This window comes from Mycobacterium sp., assembly GCF_040509115.1.
GTDB lineage: Bacteria > Actinomycetota > Actinomycetes > Mycobacteriales > Mycobacteriaceae > Mycobacterium.
Genome location: NZ_JBEVLO010000293.1, coordinates 1 through 19,625, shown reverse-complemented (window position 1 = coordinate 19,625; position 19,625 = coordinate 1). Strand labels below are relative to the sequence as shown.

Genomic DNA, 19,625 nt, shown 5'->3' with positions numbered 1-19,625 from the left:
CCCGCTGGGAGGACAGGCTCGCCGACGTCGGGGTGGCCGCGTTGCACGCCGAACTCGCCGACGTGGACGCGGAAGCCGCGGCGTCGATCTTGCCCACCGACGGCAGGCGCATCGTGCGGGCGTTGGAGGTCGTTGAGCTGACGGGGCAGCCGTTCGCCGCCAGTGCACCGACGATCGGCGAACCCCGGTGGGACACCCACATCGTCGGGTTGGACTGGGACACCGACCTTCTCGACGAGCGTCTGGCCAAGCGCACCGACGTCATGTTCGCCGACGGCCTCGTCGACGAGGTGATCGCACTGACCGACAAGGGCCTGACTGACGGTGTCACCGCGTCGCGGGCACTGGGCTATGCGCAGGTGCTCACCGCCCTTGCCGACGGCGGGGGAGAAGACGCCATCGCCGAGGCCAGGGAACGCACCTTCATCGGTACCCGGCGCTACGTGCGGCGGCAACGGTCGTGGTTCCGGCGCGACCATCGCGTGCACTGGCTCGACGGCGCCAAGGCGGACAACGTCGACGCGGTGCTGCGCGGGTGGGAGACGCGGCGGGCGGGGGCGGGGCCATCGGGGCGCTCGGACGTATCCTGATCAGGTGAAGTTCGCGAAGGGACACGGCACGGAGAACGACTTTGTGCTGCTACCGGACCTCGACGCCCGGCTGGAGTTGTCGCCGTCCGCCGTCGCAGCGCTGTGCGACCGGCGCCGCGGGCTGGGTGCCGACGGCGTTCTTCGGGTCACCACGGCCGCTGCGGCGCTCGCCGTCGGTGTCTTCGAGGACATTCCCGAAGGCGTCGACCCCGCCGACTGGTACATGGACTACCGCAATGCCGACGGCTCCGTCGCCCAGATGTGCGGCAACGGAGTCCGGGTGTTCGCTCACTACCTGCGGGCCAGCGGGCTGGAGCAGCGGGACGAGTTCGTCGTCGGCTCGCTTGCCGGCCCTCGCCCCGTCGTGCTGCACCGGGCCGATGCGCTGGCTGCGGACGTCACCGTGGACATGGGCAAGGCCAACCAGTTCGGCACCGGTTCGGCGGTGGTCGGCGGACGCCGGTTCGGCGGCGTGGCCGTCGACGTCGGCAATCCGCACCTGGCCTGCGTGGACGCGGCCTTGAGCGAGACGGACCTGGCCGCTCTGGACGTGGCCGCCCCGGTGTGGTTCGACGCCGCGCAGTTCCCGCACGGCGTCAACGTCGAAGTCCTCACCGCCCCGGTCGACGGCGCGGTGACCATGAGGGTGCACGAACGCGGCGTCGGCGAAACCCGGTCGTGCGGAACTGGAACGGTCGCTGCCGCGGTCGCCGCCCTGCGTCATCGGGGCGCCGAGACCGGTGCCCTGCAGGTCCGGATCCCCGGCGGAGAGGTCACCGTGACGATCACCGACGCCACCAGCTACCTGCGCGGGCCGTCGGTGCTGGTCGCCAACGGCGACCTGTCCGAGGAATGGTGGCAGACCCATCAACGTTAATTGGGGTGCATGAAAAGTGAACTCCGTGCGAATCTGTATTCGCCAATGACTCATCCCCATCTCCCCAGTACCGGCGAACTCGACCTCGAAGACCGCTCGGCGCTCCGCCGCGTGGCAGGTCTGTCGACCGAACTCGCCGACGTCACCGAAGTCGAATACCGCCAGCTGCGCCTGGAACGCGTCGTACTGATCGGCGTGTGGACCGACGGCAGCGCCAGCGACGCCGACGCCAGCCTCGCCGAACTCGCCGCCTTGGCCGAGACCGCAGGCTCCGAGGTGCTCGAGGGCATGATCCAGCGCCGGGACAAGCCCGATGCGTCGACCTACATCGGATCGGGCAAGGCACGCGAACTCCGCGACATCGTCGTGGCCACCGGCGCCGACACCGTGATCTGCGACGGTGAACTCAGCCCCGCCCAGCTCAACTCGTTGGAGAAGATCGTCAAGGTCAAGGTCATCGACCGCACCGCGCTGATCCTCGACATCTTCGCCCAGCACGCCACCAGCGCAGAAGGCAAGGCGCAGGTGGCCTTTGCGCAGATGGAGTACATGCTGCCGAGGCTCCGCGGCTGGGGTGAGTCGATGTCCCGGCAGGGCGGCGGCGCAGGCGGTAGCGGCGGCGGCGTGGGCACCCGCGGGCCCGGCGAGACCAAGATCGAAACCGATCGTCGACGCATCCGCGAACGAATGTCCAAGCTCCGCCGCGAGATCAAGGACATGAAGAAGACCCGCGACACCCAACGCGGCCGTCGTCTGCAGAGCGACCTGGCATCGATCGCGATCGTCGGCTACACCAACGCTGGAAAGTCCAGCTTGCTCAACGCGCTCACCGGAGCCGGGGTCCTCGTCGAGAACGCTCTGTTCGCCACGCTCGAACCCACCACGCGCCGTGGCCATTTCGAGGACGGTCGACCCTTCGTGCTCACCGACACCGTGGGTTTCGTGCGGCATCTGCCGACCCAGCTGGTCGAGGCATTCCGTTCGACCCTCGAAGAGGTCGTCGACGCCCAACTTCTGGTCCACGTCATCGACGGATCGGACGAGAACCCGCTGAATCAGGTCAACGCGGTTCGACAGGTCGTCAACGAAGTCGTTCAGGAGTACGGCATCGCTCCACCTCCGGAGTTGTTGGTGGTCAACAAGATCGACGCGGCCACCGGCCTCGGTTTGGCTCAGCTTCGGCGGGCACTACCCGAGGCGATCTTCGTCTCGGCACGCACCGGCGACGGTGTCGAACGCCTGCGGTCGCGTATGAGCGAATTGGTGCCGCCGACGGATTCGGCCGTAGACGTGACGATCCCGTACGACCGTGGCGATCTCATCGCCCGCATGCACGAGGACGGGCGCGTGGACGCCACCGAACACACCGAAGCCGGGACGAGGGTCAAGGCTCGCGTTCCAGCACCGTTGGCCGCGAGCCTGCGCGAGTTCGCCACGTTCTGAGCCGCCCTCGAAGGAATCCCACTGGAGTGCGGTAGACTTCGTGACAATGTTGGTGTCGCTTCGCGCCGTCAACACGTCGTGGAACGCTCGATCATCCCGAAGCCTCCGGCCACAGTGACGTGGCTCACCGCATTCTGGCGATCAGTGCATTGCACTAGCTCTTCTCGCGGCGATCGATATTGCCCACCGGCAATCTCGCCCATCGAGCCCGTATTCGCCTGACCTCACTCGTCTCGCGCAGCCGCGGCCGTAACCATGCCCCGAAAGGCATTTACTACATGACTGCAGAACCAACCTTCGACTCCCTCGGCGTGCCGGAGCGCTTGTGCCGCGTGCTCGCGGACCGTGGCATCGCCACCCCGTTCCCCATCCAGACCAGCACCCTGCCCGACACCCTCGCCGGGCGTGACGTGCTCGGCCGCGGCAAGACCGGCAGCGGCAAGACGCTGGCCTTCTCGATCCCACTGGTGGCACGCCTCGCCGGCAACACGCGACGTCCGTCGCGTCCCGCAGGCCTGGTGTTGGCACCCACCCGCGAACTGGCCACCCAGATCACCGCCGTCATCGAGCCCTTGGCCGCTGCCCTCGGCATGACCGTCACCACCATCTTCGGCGGCGTGTCGCAGGCCAGGCAGGTCAGCGCGCTGCGGGCCGGCGTCGACATCGTCGTCGCGTGCCCCGGTCGCCTCGAAGACCTGATGAAGCAACGCCTCGTCACCCTCGACGCCGTCCAGGTCACGGTGCTCGACGAGGCCGACCACATGGCCGATCTGGGCTTCCTGCCCGGCGTTACCCGCATCCTCGCCGCCACGCCGACGGGTGGGCAGCGACTGCTGTTCTCCGCGACGCTCGACAACGGCGTCGACAAGCTCGTAAACCGCTTCCTGAGCAAGCCGGTCACCCACTCCGTCGACGAGATCGACGCACCGCCGGTGGCCATGACCCACCACGTGTTCCACGTGTCGGGCGCGCAGGAGAAGACGCAGCTCGTGCACCGCCTCGCATCGGGCACCGGGCGCCGGATCCTGTTCATGCGCACCAAGCATCAGGCCCGCAAGCTCGCCAAGCAGCTCACCGACGCCGGCGTGCCGTCAGTCGACCTGCACGGCAACCTGTCTCAGCCCGCCCGCGACCGCAACCTCGCGGCGTTCAGCTCGGGTGACGCTCGCGTGCTCGTCGCCACCGACATCGCCGCCCGCGGCGTCCACGTCGACGACGTCGAACTCGTCGTGCACGTCGACCCGCCCGTCGAACACAAGGCATACCTTCACCGCTCCGGCCGCACGGCTCGCGCGGGAAGCGCCGGCGACGTCGTGACCGTCGTGCTTCCCGAGCAGCGAAGGGACACCCAGCAGCTGCTGCGCAAGGCAGGCATCACGGCCCAGCCGCAGCAGGTGCGCGCCGACTCCGAGAGCGTTCTCGAGCTCGTCGGCGAGATCGCCCCGCATCAAGAGCCCCCGGTGCGGCCGACGACGCCTGCTCCCGTGCGCGCGGGCGGCAATGGTGGTGGTCGCCGCGGATCCGGGGGATCTCACCGCGGCGGCAGCGGTGCGCACCGTGGGGTCGGCGGCTCCAACGGCCGGCCCGCAGGTTCGGGCGGCGGCAGTCGACGCGGCGGTGGGCCTCGCAAGCCGAGGTCCGGTTACGGCCGGGCCCAGGCCAGCTCCTAGCTCTGAGCGGCCGTCCGGCGGTCGTCGCCTCGGGCGACGATCGTCGGCGGCTGATGGGCCCGCACCGGCGGCAACGGACCGTCGAACTTCTCAACCTCGACGAGAACGTGAGCTCCGGTACACCCCTTGGCAAGTGACGACGTGCCGATGTCGGCCGTCAACACGTTGGGATTGCCGTGTACGCACATGGCGTCGGTGTCGGCAGGATCCTCCGGGTCGTACCACGCGCCCGTGGAGAGTTGCACCACGCCGTGGCGTAGGCGATCGTCCACGACCAGGCCGGCCAGGCATGCGCCGCGGTCATTGAACACTCGCACGACGTCGCCCGCTGACAACCCACGCCGCCCCGCATCGTCCGGGTGCATTCGAATGGGTTCGCGCCCTTGCACTTTCGAGTCCACGCTCGTCTTCCCGCCGTCCAGCTGACTGTGCAGCCGGGTGGCCGGTTGGTTCGCGAGAAGATGCAGCGGATAGGTGACCGCGCGCTCGCCACCGAGCCACTCCTCCGGCTCGTACCACGCGGGGTGACCAACGCAGTCGTCGTAGCCGAACCCGTCGATGTCACTGGAGAAGATTTCGATGCGCCCGCTTGGCGTGTTGAGCCGATGGGCGACGGGGTCGGCGCGGAAGTCGGCGAACAGCGACAACTTGGTATCGGTTGGCAACCGCAACTGACCTGCCGCCCAGAAGTCGTCGAATGACGGAACGTCGAAATCTAGTTCTGCAGACCACTTCTCGTACATGTGAACCAGCCACTCGCGCGCGGTGCGGCCCTCGGTGAACCGTTCCCCGAAGCCGAGCCTCTCGGCCATCGCCGAGTAGGTCGTGTAGTCGTCGCGGGACTGCGCATACGGCTCGGCAAGCGCTGGCATGGCCATCAGCATCGGGTCGTTGCGCGAGCCCGAATAGTCTTCGCGCTCATACGCAGTGGTCGATGGCACGACGATGTCGGCATGCTTGGCCATCGCCGTCCAATACGGATCGTGCACCACCACCGTGTCGACCCGGCCCAGGGCACGCCGCAGCCGCGGCAGATTCTGATGGTGGTGGAACGGATTGCCGCCCGCCCAGTAGACGCACCTGATGTCCGGGTAGGTCAGCGTCCTGCCGTTGTAGGTGAACTCCTCGCCGGGGTGCAGCAGCATGTCGGAGATCGCCGCCACCGGGATGAAGGCCTGGACGGGGTTGGCGCCCTGCGGGAAGGTGGGTAGTCGGCACCGCAACGGCGCCGACCCGACCTCGTTCTGCGATCCGTAACCGTGGCCGAAACCGCCTCCAGGCAGCCCGATCTGGCCGAGCATCGCGGCCAGCGTCACACCCATCCACGGGGCCTGCTCGCCGTAACGCACACGCTGCAGCGACCAACTGACCACCACGATGGTGCGGTGCGCTGCCATGCGTCGGGCCAGTGCGACGAGGTCTTCTGCCGCCAATCCGGAGATCTCCGCTGCCCATTGCGGTGACTTCGGAACGCCGTCGTCGAGGCCGAGGAGGTACCGCTCGAACTCCGGATAACCGGTGCAGTACCTGTCGAGGAACGCGCGGTCGGCCAGGCCCTCGGTGGCCAGAACGTAGGCCAGCGCCACCATGATCGCTACGTCGGTTCCCGGCAACGGAGCCAACCACTCGCAGTCCCCGTCGGTGTCGTCGCGCAGTGGGCTGATGGAGACGACCTGCCCGCCCCGTTCGCGGAGGCTGCGCAATCCGCCGCGGGTCGGGTGATCCGTGGTGCCGCCCGAGTTCACGGCCGAGTTCTTCACCCCGACACCGCCAAAGCCCACCAGTAGTTCGGTGTTCTCGGCGATGACGTCCCACGCAGTGGAGCGCTGGAACAGGTCGTCGTGGGTGCCGACGACACGCGGCATGATCACCCCGGTGGCGCCGAGGCTGTAGGAGTGCCGCGAAAACGTATAGCCGCCCAGCATCTTCAGGAAGCGATGGACCTGGCTCTGGGCGTGGTGAAAGCGGCCGGCGCTGGCCCAGCCGTAGGACCCGCCATAGATGGCTTCGTTGCCGTGAATGTCGACGATGCGGCGCAGCTCGTCGGCGAGCAGCTCGGTGAGCTCATCCCACGACACGGCGACGAACTCGTCGGCGCCGCGCCGGGTGGTGGGGCCGGGACCGTCGTCGAGCCAGCCGCGGCGCACGGCGGGGGTGGCGACGCGGGACTGGTGCCGAATCGAACCCGCAAGGTTGCCGAGCAACGGGGAGGGGTCGGCGTCACCGTCGAACGGGCGAACCGCGGCGATGTCTCCACCGCGGACGTCGGCGGAGAACGCCCCCCAGTGTGTGAGTGACGTCGAGGCCATTGGGGTGATTCTAAGGGGGTGTTGCCTCCAGCGGGCGCCGCCCATCGGTGGCTGCGCCGTCGCGTGACGCCCCGCGGTACCGCAGGTATCAACCATCCGGTTGGGTGGTATATCGTCGTCGGCAAATCGCACTCCTGCCGACCGGAGGTCATCCATGGGCGCCATCAAGTACGACCGCACCCTCTTCGAGCCCGAGCACGACCTGTTCCGTGAGTCCTACCGCGGCTTCCTCGAACGCCACGTCGCGCCATTCCACGAGCAGTGGGAGAAGGACAAGATCGTTGACCGTGGCGTGTGGCTTGAGGCGGGCAAGCAGGGCTTTCTCGGCATGGCCGTGCCGGAGGAGTACGGCGGTGGCGGCGAGCCCGACTTCCGCTACAACGTCGTCATCACCGAGGAGACCACCGCAGGCCGCTACAGCGGACTCGGCTTCCCGTTGCAGAACGACATCATCGCCCCCTACCTGCTGCGGCTGGCCACCGAGGAACAAAAGCAGCGGTGGCTGCCCGGCTTCTGCTCGGGCGAGCTGATCACGGCCATCGCGATGACGGAACCCGGCACGGGCAGCGACCTCCAGGGCATCAAGACCCGTGCGGTCAAGCAGGAGGATGGCAGCTGGGTGCTCAACGGCTCGAAGACGTTCATCACCAACGGAATCAACTCCGACCTCGTCATCGTGGTGGCGTGCACCGACCCGGAGAAGGGCGCGCTCGGCTTCTCGCTGCTCGTCGTCGAACGCGGCATGGACGGGTTCGAACGCGGCCGACACCTCGACAAGATCGGTCTGGACGCGCAGGACACCGCCGAGCTGTCGTTCACCGATGTCAAGGTTCCCGCCGAGAACCTGCTCGGCGAGGAAGGTTCGGGCTTCGTCTACCTGATGCAGAACCTTCCCCAGGAGCGCATCAGCATCGCCGTGATGGCGGCCGCCGGAATGGCGGCGGTGCTCGAAGAGACGCTGCAGTACACCAAGGACCGCAAGGCATTTGGCAAGCCGATCGGCAGCTTTCAAAACACGCGATTCACGCTGGCCGAGTTGTCCACCGAGGCCACCGTGGTGCGCATGATGGTCGACCAGTTCCTGGCGCTGCACCTCGAGGAGAAGCTGACCGTCGAGCAGGCGGCAATGGCCAAGTGGTACTCGACCGAGGCTCAGGTCCGACTGAACGATCGGTGTCTGCAGCTTCACGGCGGCTACGGCTACATGCGTGAATACCCCGTGGCGCGAGCCTTCCTCGACTCCCGGATCCAAACGATCTACGGCGGCACGACCGAGATCATGAAGGAGATCATCGGGCGAAGTCTGGGGGTCTGACCGGGTCGCCGACGCCGTGTTTTGACCGCCCACCCGCGCGACACACACCCCGAACGGGTTGGATATCCCTCAAGATGGACGTCGACTGAAGCAGAGTTGACGCGTTGGACACTCAAGGGAAGCCGGCGTCGAACGCGGGGAGGACACAATGACGGGGCACAGAACCCGGCTGAGAACGGCGATCGGACGTGCCTGCGTCGGATTCGTCGCGGCGGTGGCCTCAGCCCTCCTCGTGGCACCCATCGCCGCCGCGACGCCCGAAAGTGACGCCGACGGCGCGATCACCGCAGCCTGGGACGGGGGTGGTGGTCCGACGGGGCCACTCGGCATCAAGGACGGCGGCGTCTATCCGGTCGGATCTGGCTTCGGCCAGAACTTCGCGGGCGGACGGATCTTCTTCACTCCGGACACTGGCGCGCACGCGATGCAGGGCGCGATTCTCGACAAGTATCTGGCGCTCGGCGGTCCTGCCGACGGCGACCTTGGCTTTCCGACCATCGACGAGGGCGACGGCCGAGCTCCCGGCAGCCGGAACACCACCTTCAGCGCGGCCGACCGGCCGGTGATCTTCTGGACTCCCGACACGGGAGCCCGCGTCGTGCGCGGTGCGATCAACGCCGCGTGGGACAAGGTCGGCGGATCCGCAGGCGTCCTCGGCGTGCCCACCGACGACGAGACCTACCGCGGCGACGAGATCAGCCAGACCTTCACCGGCGGCCAGTTGACCTGGAACCGCAAGACCAAGGCGTTCACCACCACCCCACCCGAATTGGCCGACCAACTCGCCGGGCTGGAGATCCCCGGCGACGTGACGAGCGCCATCAACGCCGCCCGCCGGGCCGCAGGTGGGCCGCTGGGACCACTCGGCGCCGCCGACGGAGAGCAGTACGCCATTGGCTCCGATGGCGCCGGGCAGAACTTCGAGGGCGGAAAGATCTTCTACAGCCCCGAAACGGGAGCCAACGTCCTGACCGGTCAGGTGCTGGCGAAGTACGAGAGTGTCGGTGGGCCGCAAGGCGACCTCGGCTTTCCGACCAGCAACGAAGACGACGGTGGAATCGCTCCGTTGAGCAAGATCGCCACGTTCGCTGCCGCCGATCAGCCCGCGATCTTTTGGACGCCCGATTACGGCGCAGTGATCGTTCGGGGAGCGATGAACGCGGCGTGGGCCAAGCTCGGTGGCGCGACCGGGGAACTTGGTGCGCCGACTGCAGATCAGACCGAGAGCGGCGACGTCATCACCCAGAAGTTCAGCGGCGGCGCGATCTCCTGGGACAAGAAGACCGACGAATTCACCACCGAGCCAGCGAATCTTGCGGGAGAACTGGCCGGGCTCGAAGTCCCCGGGCAGGAAGCCCCGCAGCCGCCACCGGCCGCCGAGTCACCCAACGAGAGCAGCCCGACCGGCTTGCGATTCAGCTGGTGGTGGCTCCTCGGCATCGTCCCCGTCCTCCTCCTCGTGGGCGTGGTGACCGCGGCAGTCCTGCTGAACCGGCGCCGCCGGGACGACCGCGCGCCGCTGGATGGCTTCGACGACGACGACGATGACGATGACGACGAGGGGTCTGGCGCGAACTACCTCGACGCGCGAGCGAGCCGCCAAAGCAACTGGGCTACGCCGGACGACGAGCACGAGGGCCTCGGCGAGAGCTCGCGCGAGGGAGCCGCCGAGCCCTTCGTGGCGGATCTCCGCCAAGATCAGGACGCCATCGACACCGCTCCCACGCGCATCGTCACAGACGACGCCGAGCTCACCGACGACGCCGAGCTCACCGACGACGCCCCAACCGGTGAGGAGGCCGCCCCAGCCGGCGACGAGGCCGCCGTAGCCGGCCATGACGAGCCGGAACCAGAGCCCGAACCGGAACGTCATCCGTGGTTCAACGAGCCCGACGAGTCACCCGAGGTCGTGGATGACGAGCCGGAGCCGAAGTTCGACCTCGTGTCCGCTGATGAGCCGGAGCCACAAGCGGACAGGCCGCCGTACGAGGAGCCGGACGAGCCCGAACCTGCCAGCGGGCCGCCCAGCGGTCGGCATGCGGCGATCCAGCTCACTGAACCCGACGTCGCAGAGACGTCCCTGCGCTTGGCGGCAGGCGATCCCTTCACCGCACCCGAGGGGTATCCGATCAAGGCCGACACCAGAACAGGCACCTACTGGATGCCCGAGAGTGGTGGCTACGACCAGGCCAGGGCCGAAATATGGTTTGCCAGTGAAGAGTTCGCGTTGACCAACGGATTCACCAGAGGCTAGGACGCTTCGACTAGATCTTCCTGATCACGGTAACGACCTTGCCCAGAATTGCGGCGTCGTTGCCGGGAATCGGATCGAACGCCGGGTTGTGGGGCATCAACCACACCTGACCGTTGGTGCGCTTGAACGTCTTGACCGTGGCCTCGCCGTCGATCATCGCCGCCACGATGTCACCGTTGTCGGCCACGTTCTGTTGCCGGATCACCACCCAGTCGCCGTCGCAGATGGCGGCATCGATCATCGACTCACCGACCACCTTGAGCAGGAACAGCGACCCCTCGCCGACGAGCTCCTTCGGTAGCGGGAAGACGTCCTCGACGGCCTCCTCGGCGAGGATGGGGCCACCGGCCGCGATGCGTCCAAGTACGGGGACGAACGTCGGCTCGGGCAGGGCGTCCGATCCGGCGACGTCGGTGACGACGGCAGCCGGCTGCCGGCTCGGATCGTCGGACGCGCGCACGTCGACCGCGCGCGGCCGGTTGGCGTCGCGCCGCAGATATCCCTTGCGCTCCAGCGTGCGGAGCTGATGCGCAACCGACGACGTCGACGTCAGACCGACGGCGTCACCGATCTCGCGGATGCTCGGGGGATAGCCGCGCGTGGTCACCGACTCGCGGATGACGTCGAGGATGGTGCGCTGACGGTCGGTGAGAACCGTGTCGTTGCTGTCACTCATGGCGCCGAATGTAGTCGCCAGGTCGATGAGAATCAAACATGTGTTCGAGGCGTGTCGCCTCATTGTCGTGCCGGCCGACTTGTCGGTGGCCCGGTTTATCGTTTGCAACAGTTCGATCACATGTTCTAGTCATCGAACACCTGAGCGATTAGAGTTCGAACACGAGAGCGAAACACATGTTCGATTGGCACCACGCGAACCGACCAGCCAGCCACCGACCAGTGCACCGGAAGCGCCAACAGAAAGGCCTTGAGATGACGATCATCACTCGCGAAAACCCCACCGACCTCGTCCTGCGGCCCGTCCGGCCGACTCGTTCGGGCGCCGGTCGACGTCCCGCGGCGACCCAGCGGCCCGCGGGAGCCCCGCTGCACTACCGCAGTTCAGGGGTCCTGATGTCCAGGGCTTCGCACCGGCGTCGCCCCGTCACCCCGCTGGCCACCGTGCTGCTCGCGCTCGTCGCCGCAGGCATCACGGTGTGGCTGGGCCTGATGGCGCAGCTGGGTGGCACAGCCGAGACGCCGACGCCCGTCCCCGGCCGCCTGGCGGTCGTCCAACTGCAGATGGGCGAGTCTCTGGAGCAGCTGGCGCAGCGGGTGTCGCCGGATGCGCCGGTCGCGTCCGTCGTCGATCAGATCCGGGATCTCAACGAACTCGACACCCTCGCCGTCGACGCCGGGCGGACTCTCATCGCACCGGTCGGGTGAACCGCGGCATGCGCCGTGAAACTCGCTGTCGTGCAACGGTACGCTCGTACGCGACCGAAGTACCCAGTCGCGGCGAAGGAGCGGAAATGCACTGCCCGTTCTGCCGCAACCCCGATTCCCGCGTCGTGGACTCCCGGGAGACCGACGAGGGCCAGGCGATCCGACGGCGCAGATCCTGCCCGGAATGCGGGCGCAGGTTCACCACCGTCGAGACCGCGGTGCTGGCGGTCGTCAAGCGCAGCGGCGTCACCGAGCCGTTCAGCCGCGAAAAAGTCATCAAGGGCGTCCGTCGAGCATGTCAGGGTCGGCAGGTCGACGACGACGCACTGAACCTCCTTGCGCAGCAGGTCGAGGACGCCGTCCGGGCAGCCGGCTCACCGGAAGTGCCCAGTCACGAAGTCGGCTTGGCGATTCTGGGTCCACTTCGCGACCTGGACGAGGTCGCGTACCTCCGCTTCGCCTCGGTATATCGCTCGTTCTCCTCGGCCGACGACTTCGAGCGTGAGATCGAAGCGCTGCGCGCCCACCGCGGCGTCAGTTCGAGCTGAACCGTCAGTCGAGCTGGCGGACTCCGTCGTCGACCACGCGGCCCCCCACCTTCACCCAGCCGTCGGCGCTCCAATTGGTGCGGAGCTGAGAGCCCCTGCCCTGCGTGATCACGAGATCGCGACTCAGGTACTCGGTGATGCGGACCGCCCCGGCGCCTGTCGCCTCGTCCTCGACGATGCCGAGGTGGCTGGCGAACATGCGGGAGCGAATGGACCCCGCAGCCTGGTCGATCCACGCCCACACGTAGTGCTCGACGTCGTCGCCGTAGTCGTCGGGATCGGCGTCGAGGACGGCGTCGACCGAATTCAGGTCGTATATCGAGAAGTCCGGCGCCCACTCGGCGCGCGCGCTGATCACCGAGAAATCGCCGTCCGGACGCTCCTCGTGACCGGTCTGCACCAGACCCGCCGGAACCTGCAACGTCTTGACCGGCGTACCGCGGACAGCGAGCCACCACGAGGCCCCGACGGTGGGATGTCCGGCGAAGGGTAACTCGACCGTCGGAGTGAAGATGTGCGCGGTCGCGGTCGGTGCGCCAGACTCCGGAAGGTCAATGAAAATCGTTTCGCTGTACCCCAATTCGGTGGCGACCCGCTGCCGATCGGTAGGTGCCACCAGGCTGGCGTCTACCACGCCGAGTGGATTTCCATAGTCGCCGTTCGCGTCGGTGAACACCCGAAGCACGGTCACGTCCAAGGCCATGGAGCGATGCTACCGGCGGCCCAGGGTGGTCGACCCGAAGGGCGTTCACCGGCCGGGCCGGTGTCGCTTCGCATCGTCAGGTGGCGGAGCGCTCGTCGTGTCCCATGGCGTCGAGCACGGCGACGCGGGTGCCGATGCTTCCCGTGAGGCCGTTCTCGCTGACCCCGGTGCGCAGGAGGTTGCGCAGCAGGTCCTGGTCGTAGACAGCGGGTTCAGTACCGTCGATGAACTTCTGGACGAGTTCGACGAAGCGGTCGGGATCGTCGTGGAACGGGAAGTGGCCGGAGCCCTCGAAGACTTCCAGTTGGGCGCCTGGCATCGCGGCGTGGGCCATGCGGGCATGACTGACGGGGATCACCGAGTCTTGGGAGCCCCAGATGAGCTGCACTGGAACGGATTCGGTCAAATAACATCGATCGAGCATGGTGACGACCTGGCCCCGCCAGTCCACCACGGCGCGCAGCGTTCGAGCGAACGCCGACGATGCGGTGGGTTCGGGCAGATCGGCGAGGATGCGCAGCACGTCGGGAATGTCGCGTCCGACACCCGTCGACCCGAACAGTGTCCCGCCGATGCTTCCGATGACCTGCAGGGCGGGCAGCACGCCCGGTAGTCGCAGCAACGCAAGCGCTTCACTGGCCATGGGCAGGGACGCGAACCGCAACGCGACGTTGACGTCCTTGGTGACCCCACCCGCCCCGACCAGAATCAACCGGTCGACCAATTGTGGGAACTGGTAAGCGAATTGCATCGCCACCCCACCGCCGAGGGAATGGCCAACGACCGTCACCCGCTCGATGTCCAAGACACTCAGCAGATCGCGCATGCCGTTGGCATAGGCGGCCACCGAGTAGTCGGCCCGCGGCTTGTCGGACCTCCCATGGCCCAATAAGTCCGGTGCGATCACGGTGAAACGCTGGGCCAACTTGGTCTGCACGGTGCTCCACGTCGTGGAGTTGTCCCCGATGCCGTGAATCAGCAGGATCGCAGGACCCGAGCCGGCGATCCGAAACGCCCGCCGGTACCCGTGGATGGTGCGGTAGTGAAGCGTCGGCACGACCTCGCGCACTGGCTGCAGGTTGGGCTTACGGTTCGTCGCCATCGCCACACTCCGTCGTCGGGCCCCGGTCGGGGCGGCCTTGTCAAGACCCTCCGTCGCCACCCTCGTCGGTCAACCCATCACCGGTCTGCTGGGCGAGAAAGCGCTCGAACTCGGCGCCGAGTTCCTCACCACTGGGCAGGTCCTCGTCGCGCGCCAGAAGGGAGCGATTTTCCTGGGCGGCAACGAACGCATCGTACTGGCGCTCGAGAGCGGTTACCACTTGAGCGACCTCTTCGCTGGATGACACCTGTTCATCGATCTTGGTGTGAACCTCGGCGCCCGCCTCGCTCAGCGTCGTTAGCGGGATCCGCAACGATCCGGTCTTGGCGACCTGGCTCAGCAGCGCCTCCGCCGCGGGCGGGTAGTCGGTTTGCGCCAGGTAATGCGGCACGTGAACGGTGAACCCGACCGCGTCGTGGCCATGTTGCGTCATCCGGTACTCCAACAGATTGGAGACGCTGGCAGGCACCTGGACCTCACCCACCCACGGTTGATGCTCGGCGATGAGCTCCTTGTCGGTCGAGTGCGCCGTCATCGTGACCGGGCGGGTGTGCGGCACCGCCATGGGGATGGTCCCGAGGCCGATGACCTGACGGACGCCGAGCCGCTCGGCCAGCAGCCGTACGGCGGTGATGAACCGCTCCCACCGGAGATCTGGCTCCAGACCCGCCAGCAGCAGAAACGGCGTTCCCACCGAGTCGTGCATCGCGTACAGATTGAGCTCGGGATCGTCGTAATGCGTGAAGTGGTCGGTCTTGAACGTCATCAGCGGGCGCCGCGAGCGGTAGTCCAGCAACTCGTCGATCGCGAACGAGGCCACCAGTTCGGTGTCCAACGTGTCCTTGAGATGCGATGCGGCGATCCTGATGGCGTGTCCGGCATCGGAGAAGCCCTCAAGGGCGTGAATCATCACCGGTCCGCGGCCGTCCTCCGACGACAGCTGGGGTGCGGGGAACTCCAGTTCGTAGATCCCGGTCTGCTCGGGTTGGTACTGCTGCCCTGCGCCTTCTGGGTGATCGGCCATTCTGCCTCGCCTCCTCGTAGAGTCCAGTGTCTCGCACTTCGCCGTTGTTGCCAGCCCGGCCCCTTGTTACTGGTGAAACACGGGGGTGCCGCACGCGCATTCCGTCGCCCGCTGCCGCTGCCAGCTGCATCGGGCAAGATCTCGGCATGCGTCGCACCGTAGTGGCTCTCCTCGCCGCGATGACGGTGGTGGCCACGTCGTGCACGGCCCCCTCGTCCCCACCCAGCGAGCCGCGGCATTCGTCCCCCCGAGCCGAGAAGGCGCCGCCGAGCAAGAGCGCGGTCGAGGTGGGTCCGGACCCACGGGTCGGCGCAATCTTCCTTGGCGGCCCGACGATGCACACTTGCACCGGCTCGGTGTTGGACTCGGCGGCGGGTGATTTGATCCTCACCGCGGCGCATTGCATGGCCGGTGGCGTCGACGCATCGTTCGTCCCGGCGTTCGCGAATAACGCTGAGCCACAAGACTTCTGGAATATTGGCGAGGTCTATCTCGATCCGCGGTGGGTGTCGGACCAGGATCCGTTGGCCGACTTCGCGATCGCCAGGGTGAGCCGCGATGGTGGCGATGCGATCGAGGCGCTCACGGGTGGCGGTTTTACTCTCGGGGCGACGCCTCCGGTGGGGACCGACGTCACGGTCACCGGGTATGCGTTCGGCGTCGGGGGAGTCCCCATCGGTTGTGAAGCTGCCACGGCGGCCAATGTCAGAGGCTTTCCCTCGTTGCGGTGCGGCGGCCTGGTGGCAGGCACCAGCGGATCGCCGTGGACGACGGGCTCCACCGCGCTCGGGATCGTCGGGGGGCTCGAGGGTGGGGGTTGTCTGGAGAACGTCTCGTACACGCCGCCGTTCGATGATGCGATCAAGCGACTGCTGGCCCGCGCGGAGGCCTCCGGGCCGGGTGACGACCCGCCCGCGGTGTTCGACGACGACTGCTAGTCAGGCCCGGAACTGGCTGAGCGCGCGCAGCTTGTTCATCACGTCCAGTGCGGCGACCTTGTAGGCCTCGGAGAACGTGGGGTAGTTGAATACCGCGTCGACCAGGTATTCGACGGTGCCGCCGCAGCCCATCACGGCTTGGCCGATGTGCACCATCTCGGTGGCGTTGGTGCCGAAGATGTGGACGCCGAGCAGCTTGAGGTCCTCGGTCGAGACCAGAAGCTTGAGCATGCCGTACGAGTCACCCGCGATCTGGCCGCGGGCCAGCTCGCGGTAGCGCGACACGCCGACTTCGTAGGGAATCGAGTCCTTGGTCAGGTCGACCTCGCTGGCGCCGACATAGGACACCTCGGGGATGGAGTAGATCCCGATGGGCTGCAGCTCGGTCATTCCCTTGCAGGGCTCGCCAAACGCGTGGTACGCCGCGAGCCGGCCCTGGTCCATCGAGGTGGCCGCGAGTGCTGGGAAGCCGATGACGTCACCGACGGCGTAGATGTGGTCGACCTTGGTCTGATAGTTGTCGTCGACGAAGATTCGGCCCCGATTGTCGGCCTCCAGTCCGGCGGCCTCGAGGTCGAGGTGCTCGGTCTGGCCCTGACGGCCAGCCGAGTACATCACGGTCTCGGCGGGGATCTGCTTGCCGCTGGCCAAGGTGGTGACGGTGCCGGAGGACCCGACGTCGACGGCGGTCACCTCCTCGCCGAAGCGGAACGTCACCGCGAGGTCTCGAAGGTGGAAGCGCAACGCCTCGACGATCTCGGGGTCGCAGAAGTCCAGCATGGTCGGCCGCTTCTCCACGACCGTCACCTTGGTGCCCAACGCGGCGAACATCGAGGCGTATTCGATGCCGATGACGCCGGCGCCGACGACGACCATTGACGTGGGAATCGTCTTGAGGTCCAGGATTCCGTCGGAGTCCAGTACCCGTGACTCGTCGAACTCCACTCCGGTGGGCCGCAGCGGCTTGGTTCCGGTCGCGATGACGACCTTGCTGCCCCTGACGGAAATGCTCTCGGCGCGGTTGGGGTCCTCCACCTGCAACGTGTTGGCGTCGACGAAGCGGGCATGGCCGACGTAGAGCTCGACGCGGTTGCGCATCAGCTGGGAGCGCACGACGTCGATTTCCTTGCCGATGACGTGCTGTGTGCGCGCAAGCAGGTCAGCGGGGGTGATCTTCTCCTTGACCCGGTAGCTTGCGCCGTACAGCTCGCGTTGACTCATACCGGTGAGGTAGACGACGGCCTCGCGCAGCGTCTTGCTGGGGATGGTGCCGGTGTTCACGCAGACGCCGCCGAGCATCAGGCCCCTTTCGATGACGGCGACGGACTTGCCGAGCTTGGCGGCGGCGATGGCGGCCTTCTGACCGCCGGGGCCGGACCCGATGACGACGAGGTCGTACTCCTGCATGGAACCCATGTTGAACAGGTGTACGCCGCTTGGGCTGATCTTGCATGCCGAGGACGTCAATAGCGCGTGAACAACGGGCTGTTGTCCACAGTCCGCCGTTCGTCCACAGCTGGCCGGGTCGGGCGGGCGTCGGGACCGGTTCGTGACACCGGCTCCTGCGAAGTTCGGCCCATGACGACTTTCAGATCATCGGACTTCCACCTCAACAGGCCTGGCTCGCTGATTGCTGCGGTCCCTGCCGTTCTGGGCTTCGTGCCCGAGGACTCCCTCGTCCTCGTCACCGTGGAACGCGGTCAACTCGGGTGCGTGATGCGAGCGGACCTCGCGGACGATCTCCTCGAGTCGATCGAGCGGATGGCCGACGTGGCGTCGGCCAGCAGCCCCGACGGCGCCATCGCCGTCATCGTCGACGCGGAGGGCGCCGCCTGCCGGGCGTGTGCCGACGACCATCGCCGACTGGCCGACGCCCTCTTCGAGGTCCTGGCCGACCGGGGCATCGAACTGCTCGCTGCCCACGTCGTGGACAAGCTGGTCGCGGGCGGTCGCTGGCGGTGCGCGGACGGGTGCCTGGCGGAGGGCACCATCGAGGACCCCGGGTCGTCGCCGATGGCGGTGGCGGCGGTATTGGACGGCCGCCGGCTCTACACCTCCCGCGCCGAATTGCAGGACGTGATCGCGGTCGCCGACCCGGAACGTGCTGCGGCCCTTCGCTTGCAGATGGAGTCCGCCGATGACGACGATGCAGCGCGAACCGACGCCCAGGCACGCGAGGACGTGGAGCACGCGTTGGACCTGGTCCGGCTACTTGCGGAGGGACGCGACCCGGCCGAGGCCGATCTGGCGGCCCTGGGCCGCGCGTTGACGGATCCGCGCGTGCGGGACACCCTCTACGCGCTCGCCGTTGGCCGCGACGCCGACCACGCTGAGGCACTGTGGGCGCTGCTGGCGCGGACTCTGCCCGATCCGTGGCGGATGGAAGCCCTGGTGCTCCTGGGCTTTTCGGCGTACTCCCGGGGTGATGGACCACTGGCGGGGATATCGCTTGAGGCGGCGCTGCGTAGCGACGAGAACCACCGCATGGCCACAATGCTTGATCAGGCATTGCAGACCGGGATGCGGCCGGACCAGATTCGTGAGCTGGCTCAGACTGGATACCGGATGGCCAGGCGGCTGGGCGTAGAGCTGCCGCCACGCCACCGGCCGGATACGCGCGCCGGCTAGACCTTCTCCACCAGAACGGCGTGCGCCATGTGGTGGGGGAGCTCGACCTGCTCGTGGCCGGGAATCACGATCAGCACGCTGCCGTGGTCGCCGATCTGCACCGTGACGCGCGCGTCGGGAACCACCCCGGCGTCCTTGAGACGACAGATCAAGGCGGTGTCACCCTGAACGTGCTCGGTGAGCTGGCGAACCCGCACGGCGACAGGAAAGCCCGAGGGCAGCTCGGTCAGTCGCACCAGGCTGACGTCTTCGGAATCCGACTGCGGAACGCCGAGTTCGGCGAGGCCGGGGATCGGATTGCCGAACGGCGACGTGGTCGGATTGTCGAGCACGTGGACGAGGCGCCGCTCGACGTCCTCGCTCATGACGTGCTCCCAGCGGCAAGCCTCGGCGTGGACTTCCTCCCATGGCAGGCCGATCACGTCGACCAGCAACCGCTCGGCGAGTCGGTGCTTGCGCATCACGGACACGGCGAGCGCTCGGCCCTTGTCGGTGAGTTCCAGATGGCGGTCACCGGCCACGTGCAGCAGACCGTCGCGCTCCATGCGCGAAACCGTCTGGCTGACCGTCGGTCCGCTCTGTTCGAGACGTTCGGCGATCCGCGCGCGCAGCGGCACCACGCCCTCTTCCTCGAGGTCGTAGATCGTCCGCAAGTACATCTCAGTGGTATCGATCAGGTCGTTCATGTGTGGCCCTCCGTATTGACCCCGAGTCTACCGGTGACGGCGCCTGAACTGGGCTGCAACCTCATGGCGACACAAAGTGTCCCGCGGGCCGAACTCGACGTGGTTCGCCGATCGACGGCACCGGGAGAAGGGTGATGCCCGCCGCGGGTCGCGGC

Annotated in this window: 17 protein-coding genes; 10 read left to right on the top strand and 7 right to left on the bottom strand. The window is 67.3% G+C overall.

Features of this window, described 5'->3' with window-relative positions; translation table 11 throughout:
• The 4 genes from ABW137_RS20325 to ABW137_RS20310 all read left to right on the top strand — a co-directional run.
• Window positions 1–590 (top strand): tRNA (adenosine(37)-N6)-dimethylallyltransferase (locus ABW137_RS20325; protein ID WP_526403240.1); only part of this gene is annotated, 590 nt, incomplete at its 5' end.
• Between the two features lie 4 nt (window positions 591–594).
• Complete coding sequence (gene dapF / locus ABW137_RS20320; RefSeq protein WP_526403239.1) at window positions 595–1,467, top strand: diaminopimelate epimerase; 873 nt, start codon at window positions 595–597, stop codon at window positions 1,465–1,467.
• Window positions 1,468–1,512: 45 nt separating this feature from the next.
• On the top strand, window positions 1,513–2,910 hold the full coding sequence (gene hflX, locus ABW137_RS20315; RefSeq protein ID WP_526403238.1) for a GTPase HflX: 1,398 nt from the start codon (window positions 1,513–1,515) through the stop codon (window positions 2,908–2,910).
• A 278-nt stretch (window positions 2,911–3,188) separates the two neighbouring features.
• On the top strand, window positions 3,189–4,580 hold the full coding sequence (locus tag ABW137_RS20310) for a DEAD/DEAH box helicase (protein WP_526403237.1): 1,392 nt from the start codon (window positions 3,189–3,191) through the stop codon (window positions 4,578–4,580).
• Here the strand turns inward: ABW137_RS20310 and ABW137_RS20305 are convergent.
• Window positions 4,577–6,889, bottom strand: a complete 2,313-nt coding sequence (locus tag ABW137_RS20305; RefSeq protein ID WP_526403236.1) for a molybdopterin guanine dinucleotide-containing S/N-oxide reductase — start codon at window positions 6,887–6,889, stop codon at window positions 4,577–4,579. The genes ABW137_RS20310 and ABW137_RS20305 overlap by 4 nt on opposite strands.
• A 154-nt stretch (window positions 6,890–7,043) precedes the next feature.
• On the opposite strand from ABW137_RS20305, the gene ABW137_RS20300 reads away from it, so the two are divergent.
• Both ABW137_RS20300 and ABW137_RS20295 read left to right on the top strand, forming a co-directional pair.
• The gene (locus tag ABW137_RS20300) at window positions 7,044–8,204 is read left to right on the top strand and encodes an acyl-CoA dehydrogenase family protein (RefSeq protein ID WP_526403235.1); all 1,161 of its coding nucleotides are present in this window, start codon (window positions 7,044–7,046) and stop codon (window positions 8,202–8,204) included.
• Window positions 8,205–8,352: 148 nt separating this feature from the next.
• Window positions 8,353–10,458, top strand: coding sequence for an LGFP repeat-containing protein (locus ABW137_RS20295; RefSeq protein WP_526403234.1), 2,106 nt, complete (start codon window positions 8,353–8,355; stop codon window positions 10,456–10,458).
• Window positions 10,459–10,468: 10 nt separating this feature from the next.
• Here the strand turns inward: ABW137_RS20295 and lexA are convergent, their stop codons facing one another.
• A complete protein-coding gene (lexA, locus tag ABW137_RS20290) occupies window positions 10,469–11,134 on the bottom strand; it encodes a transcriptional repressor LexA (protein WP_526403233.1) in 666 nt (221 codons plus the stop codon).
• Between the two features lie 254 nt (window positions 11,135–11,388).
• Here lexA and ABW137_RS20285 point away from each other — a divergent pair, with 254 nt between their 5' ends.
• On the top strand, window positions 11,389–11,841 hold the full coding sequence (locus tag ABW137_RS20285; RefSeq protein ID WP_526403232.1) for a LysM peptidoglycan-binding domain-containing protein: 453 nt from the start codon (window positions 11,389–11,391) through the stop codon (window positions 11,839–11,841).
• A gap of 86 nt (window positions 11,842–11,927) precedes the next feature.
• Window positions 11,928–12,389, top strand: coding sequence for a transcriptional regulator NrdR (gene nrdR, locus ABW137_RS20280; RefSeq protein ID WP_526403231.1), 462 nt, complete (start codon window positions 11,928–11,930; stop codon window positions 12,387–12,389).
• Between the two features lie 4 nt (window positions 12,390–12,393).
• Here the strand turns inward: nrdR and ABW137_RS20275 are convergent, their stop codons facing one another.
• From ABW137_RS20275 to ABW137_RS20265, 3 genes are all read right to left on the bottom strand, one after another.
• Window positions 12,394–13,092: a PhzF family protein gene (locus tag ABW137_RS20275; RefSeq protein WP_526403230.1), complete on the bottom strand. Its 699-nt coding sequence runs from the start codon at window positions 13,090–13,092 to the stop codon at window positions 12,394–12,396.
• Window positions 13,093–13,168: 76 nt separating this feature from the next.
• A complete protein-coding gene (locus ABW137_RS20270; RefSeq protein ID WP_526403229.1) occupies window positions 13,169–14,194 on the bottom strand; it encodes an alpha/beta fold hydrolase in 1,026 nt (341 codons plus the stop codon).
• A 40-nt stretch (window positions 14,195–14,234) separates the two neighbouring features.
• Window positions 14,235–15,218, bottom strand: coding sequence for a proteasome assembly chaperone family protein (locus ABW137_RS20265; RefSeq protein WP_526403228.1), 984 nt, complete (start codon window positions 15,216–15,218; stop codon window positions 14,235–14,237).
• Between the two features lie 146 nt (window positions 15,219–15,364).
• Here ABW137_RS20265 and ABW137_RS20260 point away from each other — a divergent pair, with 146 nt between their 5' ends.
• The gene (locus ABW137_RS20260) at window positions 15,365–16,156 is read left to right on the top strand and encodes a trypsin-like serine peptidase (RefSeq protein WP_526403227.1); all 792 of its coding nucleotides are present in this window, start codon (window positions 15,365–15,367) and stop codon (window positions 16,154–16,156) included.
• Here ABW137_RS20260 and sthA read toward each other — a convergent pair whose 3' ends face one another.
• A complete protein-coding gene (sthA, locus tag ABW137_RS20255) occupies window positions 16,157–17,563 on the bottom strand; it encodes a Si-specific NAD(P)(+) transhydrogenase (protein ID WP_526403241.1) in 1,407 nt (468 codons plus the stop codon). It abuts the gene before it with no gap.
• A 171-nt stretch (window positions 17,564–17,734) separates the two neighbouring features.
• On the opposite strand from sthA, the gene ABW137_RS20250 reads away from it, so the two are divergent.
• On the top strand, window positions 17,735–18,784 hold the full coding sequence (locus ABW137_RS20250; protein WP_526403226.1) for a DUF4192 family protein: 1,050 nt from the start codon (window positions 17,735–17,737) through the stop codon (window positions 18,782–18,784).
• Here ABW137_RS20250 and ABW137_RS20245 read toward each other — a convergent pair.
• Window positions 18,781–19,470, bottom strand: a complete 690-nt coding sequence (locus ABW137_RS20245) for an iron-dependent transcriptional repressor DtxR (protein ID WP_526403225.1) — start codon at window positions 19,468–19,470, stop codon at window positions 18,781–18,783. The genes ABW137_RS20250 and ABW137_RS20245 overlap by 4 nt on opposite strands.
• Window positions 19,471–19,625: the final 155 nt, after the last annotated feature.

Excerpts from the sequence above, each read along its gene's own strand:
- hflX (WP_526403238.1), top strand. The coding sequence starts at position 1,513 with ATGACTCATCCCCATCTCCCCAGTACCGGCGAACTCGACCTCGAAGAC.
- ABW137_RS20310 (WP_526403237.1), top strand. The coding sequence starts at position 3,189 with ATGACTGCAGAACCAACCTTCGACTCCCTCGGCGTGCCGGAGCGCTTG.
- ABW137_RS20305 (WP_526403236.1), bottom strand. The coding sequence starts at position 6,889 with ATGGCCTCGACGTCACTCACACACTGGGGGGCGTTCTCCGCCGACGTC.
- ABW137_RS20300 (WP_526403235.1), top strand. The coding sequence starts at position 7,044 with ATGGGCGCCATCAAGTACGACCGCACCCTCTTCGAGCCCGAGCACGAC.
- ABW137_RS20295 (WP_526403234.1), top strand. The coding sequence starts at position 8,353 with ATGACGGGGCACAGAACCCGGCTGAGAACGGCGATCGGACGTGCCTGC.
- lexA (WP_526403233.1), bottom strand. The coding sequence starts at position 11,134 with ATGAGTGACAGCAACGACACGGTTCTCACCGACCGTCAGCGCACCATC.
- ABW137_RS20285 (WP_526403232.1), top strand. The coding sequence starts at position 11,389 with ATGACGATCATCACTCGCGAAAACCCCACCGACCTCGTCCTGCGGCCC.
- nrdR (WP_526403231.1), top strand. The coding sequence starts at position 11,928 with ATGCACTGCCCGTTCTGCCGCAACCCCGATTCCCGCGTCGTGGACTCC.
- ABW137_RS20275 (WP_526403230.1), bottom strand. The coding sequence starts at position 13,092 with ATGGCCTTGGACGTGACCGTGCTTCGGGTGTTCACCGACGCGAACGGC.
- ABW137_RS20270 (WP_526403229.1), bottom strand. The coding sequence starts at position 14,194 with ATGGCGACGAACCGTAAGCCCAACCTGCAGCCAGTGCGCGAGGTCGTG.
- ABW137_RS20265 (WP_526403228.1), bottom strand. The coding sequence starts at position 15,218 with ATGGCCGATCACCCAGAAGGCGCAGGGCAGCAGTACCAACCCGAGCAG.
- ABW137_RS20260 (WP_526403227.1), top strand. The coding sequence starts at position 15,365 with ATGCGTCGCACCGTAGTGGCTCTCCTCGCCGCGATGACGGTGGTGGCC.
- sthA (WP_526403241.1), bottom strand. The coding sequence starts at position 17,563 with ATGCAGGAGTACGACCTCGTCGTCATCGGGTCCGGCCCCGGCGGTCAG.
- ABW137_RS20250 (WP_526403226.1), top strand. The coding sequence starts at position 17,735 with ATGACGACTTTCAGATCATCGGACTTCCACCTCAACAGGCCTGGCTCG.
- ABW137_RS20245 (WP_526403225.1), bottom strand. The coding sequence starts at position 19,470 with ATGAACGACCTGATCGATACCACTGAGATGTACTTGCGGACGATCTAC.